Origin of the sequence: Curtobacterium sp. LFS079, from assembly GCF_047977865.1 — a bacterium.
Lineage (GTDB): Bacteria > Actinomycetota > Actinomycetes > Actinomycetales > Micrococcaceae > Arthrobacter.
This window is the reverse complement of sequence record NZ_JBFPFO010000003.1, coordinates 264,080-279,191: the sequence shown is the minus strand read 5'-3', so window position 1 is coordinate 279,191 and position 15,112 is coordinate 264,080. Positions and strand designations below refer to the sequence as shown.

At 68.2% G+C, this 15,112-nt stretch carries 15 protein-coding genes; 6 read left to right on the top strand and 9 right to left on the bottom strand.

Going from position 1 to position 15,112, the window contains the following annotated elements:
• Positions 1 to 7 precede the first annotated feature (7 nt).
• The 6 genes from ACNQPB_RS07225 to ACNQPB_RS07200 all read right to left on the bottom strand — a co-directional run bounded on the left by ACNQPB_RS07225 (position 8) and on the right by ACNQPB_RS07200 (position 5,261).
• The gene (locus ACNQPB_RS07225) at positions 8 to 352 is read right to left on the bottom strand and encodes a hypothetical protein (protein WP_498750364.1); all 345 of its coding nucleotides are present in this window, start codon (positions 350 to 352) and stop codon (positions 8 to 10) included.
• A gap of 2 nt (positions 353 to 354) precedes the next feature.
• The gene (locus tag ACNQPB_RS07220; protein WP_498750362.1) at positions 355 to 882 is read right to left on the bottom strand and encodes a hypothetical protein; all 528 of its coding nucleotides are present in this window, start codon (positions 880 to 882) and stop codon (positions 355 to 357) included.
• Between the two features lie 73 nt (positions 883 to 955).
• Positions 956 to 1,735 (bottom strand): enoyl-CoA hydratase, encoded by a 780-nt coding sequence (locus ACNQPB_RS07215; protein WP_498750361.1) that lies wholly within the window; start codon positions 1,733 to 1,735, stop codon positions 956 to 958.
• Positions 1,736 to 1,772: 37 nt separating this feature from the next.
• Positions 1,773 to 2,714 carry a 3-hydroxyisobutyrate dehydrogenase gene (mmsB, locus tag ACNQPB_RS07210; RefSeq protein ID WP_498750359.1) on the bottom strand — a complete coding sequence of 314 codons (942 nt, stop codon included), beginning with the start codon at positions 2,712 to 2,714 and terminating at the stop codon, positions 1,773 to 1,775.
• Complete coding sequence (locus ACNQPB_RS07205; protein WP_498750357.1) at positions 2,707 to 3,762, bottom strand: enoyl-CoA hydratase/isomerase family protein; 1,056 nt, start codon at positions 3,760 to 3,762, stop codon at positions 2,707 to 2,709. The genes mmsB and ACNQPB_RS07205 overlap by 8 nt, the downstream gene beginning before the upstream one ends.
• Positions 3,762 to 5,261, bottom strand: a complete 1,500-nt coding sequence (locus ACNQPB_RS07200; RefSeq protein ID WP_498750356.1) for a CoA-acylating methylmalonate-semialdehyde dehydrogenase — start codon at positions 5,259 to 5,261, stop codon at positions 3,762 to 3,764. Before ACNQPB_RS07200 ends, ACNQPB_RS07205 begins: the two co-directional genes overlap by 1 nt.
• Before the next feature lie 257 nt (positions 5,262 to 5,518).
• Here ACNQPB_RS07200 and ACNQPB_RS07195 point away from each other — a divergent pair, with 257 nt between their 5' ends.
• On the top strand, positions 5,519 to 7,186 hold the full coding sequence (locus ACNQPB_RS07195) for an amidohydrolase (RefSeq protein ID WP_498750354.1): 1,668 nt from the start codon (positions 5,519 to 5,521) through the stop codon (positions 7,184 to 7,186).
• Positions 7,187 to 7,231: 45 nt separating this feature from the next.
• Positions 7,232 to 8,410 (top strand): MFS transporter, encoded by a 1,179-nt coding sequence (locus tag ACNQPB_RS07190; RefSeq protein WP_498750352.1) that lies wholly within the window; start codon positions 7,232 to 7,234, stop codon positions 8,408 to 8,410.
• Positions 8,411 to 8,505: 95 nt separating this feature from the next.
• Here the strand turns inward: ACNQPB_RS07190 and ACNQPB_RS07185 are convergent, their stop codons facing one another.
• Positions 8,506 to 9,207, bottom strand: coding sequence for an ankyrin repeat domain-containing protein (locus ACNQPB_RS07185; protein ID WP_498750350.1), 702 nt, complete (start codon positions 9,205 to 9,207; stop codon positions 8,506 to 8,508).
• Between the two features lie 16 nt (positions 9,208 to 9,223).
• On the bottom strand, positions 9,224 to 9,817 hold the full coding sequence (locus ACNQPB_RS07180; protein WP_498750348.1) for a GlcG/HbpS family heme-binding protein: 594 nt from the start codon (positions 9,815 to 9,817) through the stop codon (positions 9,224 to 9,226).
• A gap of 202 nt (positions 9,818 to 10,019) precedes the next feature.
• Here ACNQPB_RS07180 and ACNQPB_RS07175 point away from each other — a divergent pair, with 202 nt between their 5' ends.
• Both ACNQPB_RS07175 and ACNQPB_RS07170 read left to right on the top strand, forming a co-directional pair.
• Positions 10,020 to 11,174 (top strand): sensor histidine kinase, encoded by a 1,155-nt coding sequence (locus ACNQPB_RS07175; RefSeq protein WP_498750346.1) that lies wholly within the window; start codon positions 10,020 to 10,022, stop codon positions 11,172 to 11,174.
• A complete protein-coding gene (locus ACNQPB_RS07170; RefSeq protein WP_498750345.1) occupies positions 11,171 to 11,791 on the top strand; it encodes a response regulator in 621 nt (206 codons plus the stop codon). Before ACNQPB_RS07175 ends, ACNQPB_RS07170 begins: the two co-directional genes overlap by 4 nt.
• Before the next feature lie 291 nt (positions 11,792 to 12,082).
• On the opposite strand, the gene ACNQPB_RS07165 is transcribed toward ACNQPB_RS07170, so the two are convergent.
• Positions 12,083 to 13,231 carry an NADH:flavin oxidoreductase/NADH oxidase gene (locus tag ACNQPB_RS07165; protein ID WP_498750343.1) on the bottom strand — a complete coding sequence of 383 codons (1,149 nt, stop codon included), beginning with the start codon at positions 13,229 to 13,231 and terminating at the stop codon, positions 12,083 to 12,085.
• Positions 13,232 to 13,312: 81 nt separating this feature from the next.
• Here ACNQPB_RS07165 and ACNQPB_RS07160 point away from each other — a divergent pair, with 81 nt between their 5' ends.
• Entirely contained in the window at positions 13,313 to 14,119 is an 807-nt protein-coding gene (locus tag ACNQPB_RS07160; protein WP_498750341.1) for an exodeoxyribonuclease III, read from the top strand.
• Between the two features lie 93 nt (positions 14,120 to 14,212).
• Entirely contained in the window at positions 14,213 to 15,079 is an 867-nt protein-coding gene (locus tag ACNQPB_RS07155; protein WP_498750339.1) for a DUF8083 family protein, read from the top strand.
• Positions 15,080 to 15,112: the final 33 nt, after the last annotated feature.

Genomic DNA, 15,112 nt, shown 5'->3' with positions numbered 1-15,112 from the left:
AACCGGCTCAGGCCCGCGGCCGCCTTGGTGGGTAGCAGCCAACCACTAGGGCGAACGCAGCACCGGCCAGCAGCGGAACCAGCCACGGCGCGGCAGGGGTCCCACGGAAGAGAAAGGCCAACGAAAGGGGCACCAAGGCCGAAACCGCCAGGAAAGGCGAGGCCGCCTTGGTGCCCATGCTTCCGTCGTTGTCATGCTTCCGCGCCCAAAGGTCGAGGGCGCACAGGGCCACAACGAGCACGACGCCGCCACTCCAGAGGGCAGCGCCTCGGGCCAAGCCCGCAAGCAGCACAGCTGCTGCCAGAAACCCGGCAAGGCCGGACCAATACGCAACGGCTCTGGTCAGCTTCATTTTCACGCCACCGGGACGGGACTTACTGGCGGCTCTACCTCACGCAGACCACAGTTGTCCGTGCGTTCCCAGCACACGTCCTGCCCGTCTTTGAAGCTGAAGCCGGTCACCCGCCATTCCGGCTTCTTGGTAATCGGCCTGACTAAGCCGCTAAGCGCCTGGACATGTTCAGGGAACGCCCACCTGTAGCTGTCCCCGGTCTCTGCCGCGAAGTAGTCGCCCGGCGGAAGGACATGGAGCTGAAGCCGCGGCTTGGAACTTCCGGCAAAGTCGTTGCTCTCTACTTTCAGGTCGTAAATCGGCGCTTCCGAACCATTGCGGATGACAAGGCCGTTGCTCCGGGTACCGTCTTCGTCGAAATGCACCGCGCACCAGGCCGCGACCTTGGCGGCTTGTTCCCGGCGTCGGGCATCCTCAGAGCGTTTGTCCCGGCCGCTTTCAATCCCATAAAGCCTGCTTGCCGTGAATCCCGCCCAGCCGGCGGCAATCAGGGCGACGAGTGACGTAAACGCAGAAATCCATTCAGGCATAGTTCCCCCAAGAACTCCGTTGACCTGCAAATAGCCTGCAGTCTTCGGTAGCCCGGCAGCCCGGTCAAGTCAATTACCGCCCCGTGAACTCCGGCGGCCGCTTTTCCGTGAACGCGGCCATGCCTTCCTTCTGGTCCTCGCTGGCGAACAGGGAGTGGAACACCCGGCGCTCGAACACCACTCCCTGCGCCAGCCCCATCTCGAAGGCGGCGTTCACGGCTTCCTTGGCCAGCATGGCGGCGGGCTTGGATTTGGAGGCGATCAGTTCGGCGGCCTTCAGCGCCTCTTCGACCACGACGGCGGCCGGAACCACGCGCGCGACCAGCCCGGAACGCTCGGCTTCTTCGGCGTCGATGAACCTTCCCGTCAGTACCATGTCCATGGCTTTGGCTTTCCCCACGGCACGGGTGAGCCGCTGCGAGCCGCCCATGCCCGGGATGACCCCGAGGTTGATTTCCGGCTGGCCGAACTTGGCGTTGTCCCCGGCGATGATGATGTCGCACATCATGGCCAGTTCGCAGCCGCCCCCCAAGGCGAAGCCGGAGACCGCGGCGATGATCGGGATCCGCAGGCGGGTGAGGTTTTCCCAGCCGCGGAACCAGTCCTCGGCGTACATTTCGAGGTAGCCCTTGGCGGCCATTTCCTTGATGTCGGCGCCGGCGGCGAAGGCCTTCTCGGATCCGGTGATCACCACGGCGCCCACGGCCGGGTCCGAATCCATGGCGGTCACGGCGGCAACGAGTTCCTCCATGGTGGCCTTGTTCAGTGCGTTCAACGCCTGCGGCCGGTTCAGGGTCACCAGCCCCACCCTGCCGCGGACTTCCACCAGGATGTTCCCGTTTTCCTGCGCCAAACCGTTCCCCTTTGCTGTAGGTCCCAATGCCCCAAGGCTACTTGCCGGATTTGTCCCTGATGTCCGTGATGATCCCGGAGAAGTCCCGGGCCGCGCCGCCTTCCGCGGCAAAGGCGTCGTAGATCTTCGAGGCCAGGTGTCCCATTTGGCCGTCGACGCCGGTGCTTTCCAGGGCGTTCACCGCGAGCCTGAGGTCCTTGGCCATGAGCGCCCCGGCGAACCCGGGCTGGTAATCCCGGTTGGCGGGACTGGTGGGAACCGGCCCAGGAACGGGACAGTTGGTGGTCAGTGCCCAGCATTGGCCGGAGGCGTTGGACGCGACGTCGAACAGCGCCTGGTGAGTCAGGCCCAGCTTCTCGCCGAGCACGAAGGCCTCGCTCACCGCGATCATCGAGACCCCCAGGATCATGTTGTTGCACACCTTGGCGGCCTGCCCGGCTCCGTGGTCTCCGCAGTGCACGATCCTCTTGCCCATGTGCTCCAGGATCCCTTTGACCGTTTCGAAGTCCTCGGGCAGCGCCCCCACCATGAAGGTCAGGGTTCCGGCCTCTGCTCCCACCACGCCGCCGGACACTGGCGCGTCCACGGAACGGTGCCCTGCCTCGAGCGCAATCGAGGCGGCCTCGCGGGCTTCGTCAACGTTGATCGTCGAGCAGTCCAGGAACAGGGTGTCCGGTGCGGCGACGGACAGCAGCCCGGGCTCGCCGTCCACGCCACGGTAGGCATCCAGCACATGCTTGCCGCTGGGCAACATGGTCAGCACCACGGCCGCGCCTTTGACTGCTTCGGCGGCGGAATCGACCATCGGCACGCCATGCGCCTTCGCCGCCTCCACCGCGGCCGGCACAGGATCGAAACCTACCACCGTATGGCCCGCCTTGATGAGGTTCACCGCCATCGGCCCGCCCATGTGGCCCAGGCCCAGGAAGGCGATGGTTCCGGTAGTTGCGTTCTCAGACCCTGTTGCGTTCTCAGACATGGTCGGACTCCTTCGGATCGAGTGTGAGTTCCTGCCCGTTCAAACCTTCGAAATAGCGTTCGACGGCGGCCCGCTCCACCGCCGCGAGCGTGGCCGGATTCCACCGGGGGTTGCGGTCCTTGTCCACCACCTGCGCCCGGATTCCCTCCCGGAAATCGGCACCGGCCAGGCAATGCACGCCCACCCGGAACTCCTGGGCCAGTGCCTCTTCCAGGGAACGCCCGCGCACGCGCCGCAAGGATTCCAGGGTGACCTTCACGGACGTGGGCGATTTCTCTTCGATGGTGTCCGCGGCCCCGGCGGCTTCCCCGCCGGCAGCACGGAGGCGCCGCACGATCTCCTCCGCGTCGTCCGAGGAATAGGCGGCATCGATCCACTCCCGCTGCCCCGACAGCCCGGAGAGCGGCACGGGTAAAGCGAAGCGCGCGACGGCGTCATCCGGCGTCGAGCTTTCCAACGCAACAGCGAGGGCGGCCAGTTCGCCGGACGGCACGAAGTAGTCGGCCAGCCCCAGATACAGGGCATCGGCGCCGGAAAGGTGCGCGCCAGTGAGCGCGGCGTGGGTTCCCGCCTCGCCAGGCGACCGTGAGAGCAGCAAGGTCCCGCCGACGTCGGGCACAAAACCGATGGTGGTTTCCGGCATGCCGGTGCGGGTTCGCTCGGTGACGATGCGGTGCGATCCGTGGGCGGACACCCCGACGCCGCCGCCCAGCACAAGACCGTCCATGAAGGCGATATACGGCTTCGGATACCGGGAGATCAGGTCATTGAGCCGGTACTCGTCCCGCCAGAAGTCGGCGGTGGCGTGGCCGCCGTCGAGCATGTCCTGGTAGATCGCCACGATGTCGCCGCCCGCACACAGTCCACGCTCCCCCGCGCCGTCTACCAGGACCGCGGCCACGGAATCGTCCGCAGCCCACGCCGTCAGCTGGTCCAACATGGCCAGGACCATGCCGTGGTTCAGGGCGTTGACGGCCTTGGGCCGGTTCAGGGTGACGACGCCGAGCCGGCCGCGCTGCTCGAAAAGGACCTCCGCTTCGGCCCCCATCAGCTGCCCGCCGGCATCACGAAGCTGGCGCCCTGGCGTACCCCGGAGGGCCAGCGCGTGGTGACCGTCTTGGTCTTGGTGTAGAAGCGGAAGGCGTCCGCGCCGTGCTGGTTGAGGTCGCCGAAGCCGGAGGACTTCCAGCCGCCGAAGGTGTAGTACGCGATCGGCACGGGGATGGGGACGTTGACGCCCACCATGCCCACTTCCACGCGGCTGGCGAAGTCGCGGGCGGCGTCGCCGTCGCGGGTGAAGATCGCGACGCCGTTGCCGTACTGGTGCTCGGAACAGAGCCGGAGCGCTTCGTCGTAGTCCGCCGCGCGCAGCACGCTCAGCACGGGGCCGAAGATCTCCTCCTTGTAGATGGACATGTCCTTGGTGACGTTGTCGAAAAGCGTGGGGCCCACCCAGAAGCCGCCCGGGTAGCCGTCCACGGTGAGGCCGCGGCCGTCCGCGAGGAGTGTGGCACCGGCGTCGACGCCCGCCTGGATGTAGCCTTCGATCCGTTCCTTGGCACTCGCTGCAACGACCGGGCCGAAGTCCACGCCGTCCGCCATGCCGGGGCCGACCTTGAGGTCCTTGACGCGCGCCTGCAGGCGCTCGACCAGCGCGTTGGCGGTGTCCTCGCCCACCGGGACCGCCACGGAAATGGCCATGCACCGCTCGCCGGCGGATCCGTAGCCGGAACCGATCAGGGCGTCCGCGGCCATGTCCAGGTCTGCGTCCGGCATAATCACCATGTGGTTCTTGGCGCCGCCGAAGCACTGGGCGCGCTTTCCGTGGGCGGCGGCGGTGGCGTAGATGTACTGGGCGATCGGGGTGGAGCCGACGAAGCCGATGGCCTTGACGCGGGGGTCTTCGAGGAGGGCGTCCACGGCTTCCTTGTCTCCGTTGATGACGTTGAAGACGCCGTTGGGCACCCCTGCCTCGTTGTAGAGCTCGGCCAGGCGCAGCGGCACGGAGGGATCACGCTCGGACGGCTTGAGGATGAAGGCGTTGCCCGCGGCGAGCGCAGGCCCGGACTTCCACAGCGGGATCATGGCCGGGAAGTTGAACGGGGTGATCCCCGCGACGACGCCGAGGGGCTGGCGCAGCGAGTGCACATCGATGCCCTGCCCGGCGCTGTCCGAGAACTCGCCCTTGAGCAGGTGCGGGGCACCGGCGGCGAACTCCACCACCTCGATGCCGCGCTGGATGTCGCCCTTGGCATCGAGGAAGGTCTTCCCGTGTTCGGAGGAGAGCAGGGCGGCCAGCTCGTCCATGTGCTCGTTGACCAGGTCCACGAACTTCAGCAGGATCCGGCCGCGGCGCTGCGGGTTCATGGCGGCCCACTCGAGCTGGGCCTTCTCGGCGTTGGCGACCGCTTCCTGGACCTCGGCCTTGCTGGCCAGCGGAAGCTGGGCCTGGACCTCGCCGGTGCAGGGATCGTAGACGTCGCCGAAGCGGCCGGATGTGCCGTCCACCCTCTGGCCGTCGATGTAGTGGGAGAGTTCGCGGACCATCAGAATGCTCCTTCGCATTGCCGGAAAAGACTGCCGGAAAGACCGTGCCGCGGCCGTGCCCCGTGGTTGCGAGGGCCGTGGATTTCGGCGCGGCCGGCCATCTGGTCCCGAATATACTCGGACTTCCTACTATTTTCCAGAGTGGCCCAGCTCACTGACGAGCTCTGCCGGACAAGTCCCCTGCGCTGCCGGACAAGAGCCGTGCAAGGCGGCGCATCTAGTCTGAATCGCATCCCCGAACGAAAGGACTGGCCCGCATGTCCGAACACCACGCCGACCCCCTCCCGGCTGAACTGTTGCTGGTCAACGGCGTCATCGACACCCTGGACCCCGCCGGCACGCGGACCTCAGCGCTGGCAGTCAAGGCCGGCAAGGTCCTGGCCACCGGTACGGAAGCCGAGCTGAGCCGCGGACCGGGCACCGCCGTCGTCGACCTGCAGGGCGCCTATGTCATGCCAGGGCTGCTGGACGTCCACAACCACCACATGCTCGCCGGGCAGATGGACCTGTTCGAACTGGACGCCCCGCCATCCCAGACCCTGGAACAGTTCCTCGCCTCGATCAGCGACTACGCCACCACCCTCGGCCCGGACGAATGGATCACCGGCGGCAGCTGGGGCTCCGGGCTGCTGGGCGAACTGAACACCCCCGAATCGCTGCGGCGCCTGGACGAAGCCACGGGCGGGCGGCCCGCCCTCCTCAAGGACGACAGCAAACACAACCGCTGGGCCAACTCCCGCGCGCTGGAACTGGCCGGGATCACCGATTCCACCGCGGATCCCGACGGCGGCCAGATCCTCCGCGACGCCGCCGGCCGCGCCACCGGGGTGCTGATCGAGGCCGGCGGGGTGCTGCTCGAACGGACCCTCGCCCGGCTGCAGCCCATGGCCCCGGAGAAGCTGGCCCGGGCAGCGGAGCGCGGCATCGAGCTCTTGCACTCTTACGGCGTCACCGGTTTCCAGGACGCCGCGGCGTCGCTGCAGCTGCTGCAGGCACTCAAGCAGCTCGATGACGACGGCCGGCTCCACGCCTGGGTGGTCACCTCGATGCAGGCCAACGACTTCATCTTCGGCACCACTCCCTTGGGCGAAGGCATCATCTCCGAACGCGATGCACTGCGCAGCGAGCACCACCGCCCCGACTTCATCAAGATCTTCCTGGACGGCGTGCCGCCGGCGGGCACGGGCTCCTTCCTGGAACCGTACCTGCCGGAGGCAGGGTTCCCGGAATGCCACTGCGGCAGCACGACGATGGGACCGGAAGAACTCGAAGGCTGGCTGCTGCGCACGGCGGAACGGGGCATCTCCGCGAAAATCCACTGCACGGGCGACGCCTCGGTGCGCCTTGCCCTGGACACCATCGCCAAAGTCCGGGCTGCCGGGCACACGGACACGAGGTACCACATCGCCCACGGCCAGTTCGTGCACCCGGACGACTACGGACGCTTCGCCGAGCTGGACGTCACCGCGGACATCTCGCCGTCGCTCTGGTTCCCGGGAGTCATCTCCGAGGCAATCGCCACCGTCCTGCCGCCCGAACGCGCCTCGAAGATGCAGCCCAACCGGATCCTGCTCGACGCCGGGGCGCGGCTGGCCGGCGGATCCGATTGGCCGGTCAGTGTCTCGCCCAACGCCTGGGAAGGGATCTACGGCCTCGTCACCCGGAAGGATCCCAGCGGCACCTTCCCCGGAACCCTATGGCCGGAGCAAGCCATCACACTCGAGGAAGCGATCGCCGTCTACACCACGGCCTGCGCCGAGGCCATGGGGATCGACGACGTCGCCGGCTCCCTGGTCCCCGGCAAATCCGCGGACTTCATCGTCCTGAGCGACAACCCCCACGAGGCCGGCATCGAGAAGATCCCGTCCATCCGCGCCCGGCAGACCTGGTTCGCGGGCCGGAAGGTCTACGACGCCGAATCCTGAGCGGCTCCACCCCCCAACTGATTCACTGCCAACGGAAGGGCAGCCATGACAAACCTCCTCAATACCGCCATGCCCACCAGGGCATCCGACCGCGGCACCTACACCTACGTGGCCGTCTACAGTGCCGTCCTGTACACGGTCCTCCTGATCGCCCCGGTGGTGGCCGGCAAGCTGATCCAGCAGTTCGGGCTCACGCCGGTCCAGCTGGGCGGCCTGTTCTCGCTCGAACTGGGTGCCTTCAGCCTGGCCACTGTCCCGGCGTACTTGTGGCTGCGGCGCATCAACCTGCGCACCGCGTCCTACCTGTTCACCACCGTCGTGATCGCCGGCAACGTGCTCTCCGGCTTCGTGGACAACTTCGCGTTGCTTATGGTGGTCCGTTTCGTGACGTCCCTGGCGGCGGGCTCGATCACCGTGATCCTGCTGACCCTCAGCGGCAAGACCTCCAACCCAAGCCGGGCCTTCGGGATCTTCGTGGTGTTCCAGCTGGCCATGGGTGCCCTGATCCTGGCCGTCTTCCCCGCCCTGTTCGCAGGGGCCGGTGTTTCGGCGATCTACTGGACGCTGGCCGGCCTCGGCGTCGCCTGCCTGGCGGTGGTGAACAGGATCGACGGCGAGGTGCTGCGACGCGAGGTTCCCGCGGCGTCCGCTGTGCGCACCAAGGTGCCGCTGGCGAAGTTCGCGGCCGGGCTCGCCGCCGTCTTCCTCTTCTACGTGGCACTCAGCGGCGTGTGGTCCTTCATGGCCCAGATTTCAGCCGCCGCCGGGACGGAGCTGTCCGCCACGAGCCTGGTGCTGTCCCTCGCCACGGTGGCCGGAATCGCCTCCGCCCTGGTGGCCACGCTCCTGGGCGACACCCCGCGCCGCCGCCTCTACCTGATCGCCGGGTACCTGGCCATGGCCCTCAGCGTCGCCCTGCTTTTCGGCGGGCCCGGGCTCATCCAGTTCGCAGTTGCGGCGGTGATCTTCAAGTTCGCTTGGACGTTCATCCTGCCGTACCTGCTGTCCACCCTGGCCGAGCTGTCCGGCGGCGGCCACGTCATGAACACCACCAACCTGATGATCGGCGGCGGCTTCGCGGTCGGTCCGGTCCTCAGCGGCAGCCTCATCCAGTCCAGCGGCGGCTCGTTCACCGGGATGCTGGCCCTGTCCCTGGCGGGGGTGCTCGCTTCCTTGGCCTGCGTGCTGCTGGTGCAGAAGCGGGTGGTTGGCGCGCCTTCCTGACCTTCTTTGAAAAACGCCGATAGGGGCGGCACGCCTTCTCCAAGGCGTGCCGCCCCTGCTTCGTTGGCAAAAAGGGTCAGGACAGACGCGGGCTGCTACCGCCCCCGGATCAGTTCCGCGATTTCCGTGAAGCCCAGCCGCTCCGCGTTCTGCAGGGCAGTGCGGCCCTGGGGATCCCGGATGTCCGGGTTCGCGCCGGCGTCGAGAAGCAGTTTGACCGTTTCCTGCTGGCGGGGGCCGCCGTTGTTCAGGAGGATGGCTTCCTGCATGGCGGTCCAGCCGAGGTTGTTGACGTGGTTCACCGGGACACCTGCGGCGATGAGGATCTTGATCGTCTCGACGTGACCGTGTTCGCTGGCCGGAATCAGCGCCGTGCCGCCGTAGCGGTTGGTGGACTTGACGTCCGCGCCGGCCTCGATGGTCAGCTTGAGGACCTCGTTGAAGCCTTCCGCGCCGGCATAGAGGAACGCCGAGTCCTGGATGTCGTCCTTGGCGTTGACGTCCCCGCCGGCGGCGATCAGTTTCCTCACCTGGGCGGGATCGTTGGCCTTGGCTGCGTGGATAAGCTGCCGGTTCGTTTCCATCCGGGCCTCCTTGCTGAGGGTCTTGGTCGGGGCCCCGGAAGCAGCCGACGGCGCCGGTGCCGCCGCGGATGGCGACGTCGCCACCGGGGCGCTTGCCGCCGTCGGGCTGCCGGAAACAGACGGCTGTCCGCCGGAGCAGGCGGCCAGGAAAAGTATCAATGCTGCGGCCCGAGCTCCCCGCAGGAACCTCCGGCCGCGCTTCGAAAAAGCCATGGATTATTGGGCAGTATTACTGGGCCAGGATGGCCTCGGCACCGGCCGTTGCGCAGGCTTCGTCGAGGGCGCCGTCCGGGGCGCCGCCGACGCCGATGCCGGCCACGGACACGCCGTTGACCTTCAGCGGGACACCGCCGGCGAGGAAGAGGGTGCCGGGCAGGTCGGCGATGGAGGGCTTGCCGTTGCCGCTGATGCGGCCGTTGAGTTCGCTGGTGTTCGCACCGAAGGCGGCGGCGGTGTAGGCCTTCTGCTTCGACGCTTCGATGGTGTGCTCAGCGGCGTTGTCGCCACGAAGAACAGCCTGAACGGTGCCGAAGCGGTCAACCACGGAGACGGTGACGAAGGGGAGCTTGTCGGCGGCGCACTTGGCAAGGGCGGCCTGGACCGCCTTGGCGGAGGCCGTGGCGGAGATGCGGTTCTGGGCCACGGTGGTGCCTTCGCCGGCGGGGACGTCGACGGCGGGAACAGCGGCGGGAGCCTGGGCTGCGGCCGGTTCGGCGGCCGGGGCGATCTGGCCGGCGTTGGCGGCGACCGTGATGCCGCCGGTGAGGATGAGGGCTGCAGCTGCTGCGGAGAGGGTCTTGATGTTGGTCTTGCTGAGCGCCATGATGACACCTTTCTGAGTGCTTGCCGGCGTTCCTGCCGGGCTCTTGGTATCCATACTGCCGGGGCGGAATCCGCGGCACATCGGCACTTCAGCGCGTGCTGCCTCATGCTTTCGGCCACGCGTCTCAGCCAAAAGTATGAGGGCGCTTGGTCCGCGCGGAATCCGGCCGATCCTGCTCCCTGGACGGTGGAATACTTGCCGCATGACCACAGCAGAAGCACGGCCGGAACGGGAACGGCAGCTGAACTTTGCCGTGCACTGCGGCTTCGCCGTGCTGATCACCGCCTCGCTCATCCGGTACGTCCTCCGGCACGGCCCGGACGAGAACACCCTGGTGCTGGTGCTCGCCGGGCTGCTGTGCGCACTGTACGTCACGGCGGTCCGCTCCCCCGGCCGGGCCCGCGCCGTGGCCACTTGGGTCCTCGTTGCGGTGTGGACGGCGCTGGTCATCCTGGCGCCGAGCTTCGCCTGGTGCGCCTTCGCGGTGTTCTTCGTGTGCCGTTCAGGTGTCCCGGCCCGGCAGGCGGCATTCGCGACGGCGGTCACGGCCCTGGGCACCGCTGCCGGGCTGTTCAAGCTGAGCGATTTCACGGATGTTGCGGCGCTGCTCGGTCCGCTCGCCGCCGCCCTGGTGCTCACCCTCGTGTACGAGCGCCTGGAAGGGGCGCTCGCCCGCCAGGCCGCCCTGAATGACGAACTCCGCGAAGCCCAGGCGCACGCCGTGGCCGCCGAACGCGCCGCCGGGACCATGGCCGAACGCGAGCGCGTGGCCCGCGAAATCCACGACACCGTCACCCAGGGCCTGGCCAGCACCGTGCTCCTGCTCGAGGCCGCCGACCGCAAGGACCGTCTGAGCCCCGAGGTCCGCCAAGCCACCGAACAGCTGCGCCTCAACCTCGCCGAAACCCGTGGCCTGGTCCACGAGCTCGCCACCGCCGATGCCGCCGAAGAGCCGCTCGAGGCAGCCCTGGCCACGGCGGTACGCAAGCATGTCGCGCGGATGCGGGTCGCCGTCGTCGGGCAGCACAGAGACCTTCCGGCAGAGGTGCGGCACGCCTTGCTCCGGATCGCGCAGAGCGCGGCGGCGAACGTGCAGCAGCACGCGCGGGCACAGACGGCGAGCGTCACCCTGGGATTCCTGCCGGACTCCGTGACCCTGGACATCTACGACGACGGCCTCGGCTTCGCGCCGGACGCCACCGCCGCGCACACACCCGAAGGCGGGTACGGCCTGCGCGCGATGCGCCAGCGCGTGGAACAGCTGGGCGGGACGTTCGCCGTCGAGTCCGCGCCCGGTGAGGGTACGGTGATCGGGGTGGAGATCCCGACAACCAGGACAGATGGAGAAACCCTTTGATCACCGTGCTTCTGGTGGACGACCACCTGGTGGTGCGCAGCGGACTGCGGGCCCTGCTCAGCACGCAGCCCGACGTCGACGTGGTGGCGGAGGCGTCCAGCGGCGAGGACGGGGTGGCCGCGGTCCTGGAGCATGGACCCGACGTGGTGATAATGGACCTGTCGATGGGGCCGGGGATCGACGGCATCGAGGCGATCCGGCGGATCCGCGCGGCACGGCCGAAGCAGGCCGTGCTCGTGTTCACCACCTACGACTCGGATGCTGACATCGTGCGCGCCGTCGACGCCGGGGCCATGGGCTACCTGCTCAAGGACGCCGCCCCGGACGAGATCTTCGCCGCCGTGCGCGGGGCCTCACGCGGGCAAAGCCACATGAGCGCGCCCGTCGCCAGCCGGCTGTTCCAGCAGATGCGCAACCCGGACGAGGCACTCACCCCGCGCGAGGCCGAGCTGCTGACCCTGCTCACCGAAGGGCTCTCCAACAAGGAACTGGGCCGCAAGCTCTTCATCTCCGAGGCCACGGTGAAATCGCACCTGGCCCACATCTACGCCAAGCTCGGCGTCGATTCCCGCGCGGCGGCCATCGCCAAGGCCCTGCGGCGCGAGGGGACGCGGTAGGGGGCTGCTCTTTCCGGGGCGACGCCGTCGATCCGCCGTCATGGGGCACTTTGGTGGGCCGCAGCCCTAGGCGGGATCGAACCGAGGGCGTGTCGTGTCGAAGTGCCCCCGCGACGGCTGGACGGGTGTGGGTGCTCGGCCCCGTCACGACGTTCCCTCCCGGTTGCCTCCTCCCGCACCCGGTAGCCAGCAGCATCGCCCCGGCTCATGGGCACATAGCCGCCAGCGCGAGCCGGGAAACCCCAAAGCAACCGGGAAGGAACGTCGCCCCAACGGGCTACCGATTGGGCCTCACCAATGCGCGCGCCAGTACTGCGGTGCGGACGGGGTCTTCTCCAGGCCTTCACCGAGTTCGCGGGCTGCGAGCGCGGCCCAGTTCGGTTCGCGCAGGGCGGCACGGGCGATCGACACCCCGTCGGCCTGGCCGTTCACCAGCACCTGTTCCGCCTGCTGGGCCGTGGTGATCATCCCGACGGCGGTCACGAACGCATCGTTCTCGACGCCCCGGGCAACCGCGTCGGCGGCGAGGGCCTTCTTCACCTCGTCCGCCAGTGCGATCTGGTAGCCAGGACCCACCGGCCCGCGGTAGGCGCCGATCCCGCCGCTCGACAGATCGAACACGGTCACGCCAAGCGAACGAAGCTGCACGGCCAGCCGCGCGGTCTCCTCGATGGTCCAGCCGCCCTCCACCCAGTCCGAGCCGGAGAAGCGCACGCCCAGCGGCTTCTGCGCCGGCCACACCGCGCGCACGGCAGCAACCACCTCGCGCAGGTACCGGGTGCGGCCTTCGTACGAGCCCCCGTACCCGTCAACACGGGTGTTGGTCAACGGGGACAGGAACTGATGGATCAGGTAGCCGTGGGCGGCGTGGATCTGGATGAAGTCAAAGCCAGCATCGTCGGCGCGCCGGGCGGCAGCCGCCCATGCCTCGACGGACTCGGCGATCTCCTCAGCGGAGAGGGCCCGCGACCCCGCCAAGCCGGATGCCGAGCCGAATGCAGCGGTGGCCGACGGCGCCACCGTGACCCAGCCGCCGTCGCCGGCCGGAACGGAGCCGCTGAGTCCCTGCGAGACGAAGCGTGGCACGTTGCCGTAGGTGGATGCCTTAGCGCCGGCATGTGCCAGCTGCACGCCGGAGGCGGCGCCCTGGCTCTTGATGAAGTCGGTGATGGGCTTGAACGCCGCCGCCTGTTCGTCGTTCCACAGGCCCAGGTCCTCGGGCGAGATGCGGCCTTCCGGCACCACGGCGGTTGCTTCCGCGATCACCATGCCGAACCCGCCGGCGGCGCGTGCGCCGAGGTGGACGAGATGCCAGGGAGTCGGGACGCCGTCGCGTGCGTCGACCGAGTACATGCACATGGGGGCGAGGAAGGTCCTGTTGCGCAGCGCGAGCTGGCCGGACGGGGCGGAAAGGACGGCTTCGGAGAAAAGAGTGCTCACGTCCGTGGGCAACGAGGGATGCGGGCGAGGTATTCCGCAACCCGCAGACCCACCCTGCCCAAGTTCGGTAAGTTAGTGCCTGTGAAGATTGCTACCTGGAACGTGAACTCCCTCCGCGCCCGCGCCGACCGTGTCGAGGCCTGGCTGCAGCGCAGCGATTGCGACGTCCTGGCCATCCAGGAAACCAAGTGCAAGGACGACAACTTTCCCTGGGAACTCTTCGAACGCATGGGCTACGAGGTGGCGCACTTCGGGTTGAGCCAGTGGAACGGCGTGGCGATCGCCTCCCGTGTGGGGCTCGACGACGTCGAACGCACCTTCCTCGACCAGCCTTCCTTCGGCAAGGAGGGCAAGGATCCGGTCCAGGAAGCGCGCGCCATCGCGGCGACCTGCAACGGCGTGCGGGTGTGGAGCCTGTACGTGCCCAACGGCCGGTCCCTGGACGATGAGCATATGCCCTACAAGCTCAAATGGCTGGACACCCTGAAGGGCCACGCCGCCGGCTGGGTCACCGGGAACCCGGAAAGCCAGATCGCGCTCATGGGCGACTGGAACATCGCCCCCACCGACGACGACGTCTGGGACATCGACTACTTCGTGGCCAACCGCATGACCCACGTCAGCGAACCGGAGCGCGCCGCGTTCCACGCCTTCGAGGCCGCCGGTTTCACCGACGTCGTCCGCCCGTACACCCCTGGTCCCGGCGTCTACACCTACTGGGACTACACCCAGCTGCGCTTCCCCAAGAAGGAGGGCATGCGGATCGACTTCGTCCTGGCCTCCCCCGCGCTGGCGGCCCGTGTCACCGGTGCACAGATCGACCGTGAAGAACGCAAGGGCAAGGGCGCCTCGGACCACGCCCCGGTGATCGTGGAACTCGCGGACTAACACGCGCCGGGCGGGTTCCCAGAGGCAGGGTTTCCCAGAGACACGGTTTCCAAGGACGCAGGGCAGGCAACAGGTGAAGGAGGCGGGGCTGAAATGAGCGAAGACTTCTACCGCGGCCAGGCAGGGCTCCCCTTTTCGTCTGCGCTGCGCATCTACGAACCCCTTGAGGCGTTCCCCGAGCGCCAGCGCGAGCAGCTCGAGGCCGGCGGCACCCGCCCCGGTTCCCGGGCCGCCGTCGAACACGCCGAACTCCTCGCCTCGCTGGGCAGGGTCACCCGCCCCGGCGGCGACCCCTTCCCGACCGGTCGCACGGACCTGGTCCGGGTGACGCGTGCCCCCGCGGAAGGCGGAAAGCACGACGCCGGCCGCCTCCTTTACTGCCCCAGCCAGCTGGTGATCCGCGCGGGACTGGCGGCGAACGCCCTGATGGAAGGCATCCACGGTTCCCTGGCGGAGCTGCTCATCCCGGTGGACCAGAGGGAGAAGCACCAGCTCCGGATCGACAAGATCAACGCCGGCCACGATTCCAAGCGCGTGCATACCCGTGCGTCCACGTGGGGCATTCCGTTCAGCTGGTTCTCCCTGTTCCAGGAGGCGGACCGCAAAGAGGTGGTTGAGGGCAACGGCCGCATCCTGACCGTCCGGGTCTGGGTTCCGCTGACCGAGGCGCTGGAACGCGCACGGTTCGCCGTGGCCAATCTGGCCCTCGCGGCACCGGACCTGGACATGCTGGACGACCTCACCCAACTGACCGAGTGGCTCGAGATGTTCCATGAGGATTCCATGGTGGAGCTGGACTACGGCGCCGTGGCGGACAAGGTCTACCCGGACGAATCCCCGCTTGATGTGCGGCTGGGTATCGAGTGCCTGGCGGAGGGCGACATGACCGGCGCGGCCGCGGCGTACCGCCGGCTGGCGTCGCGCTGGATCCCGATCCGGCAGCTCGCCAGGGCCTCCTAGCCCGGGCTTCCCGGCCGGGGGCTCAACCGCCCG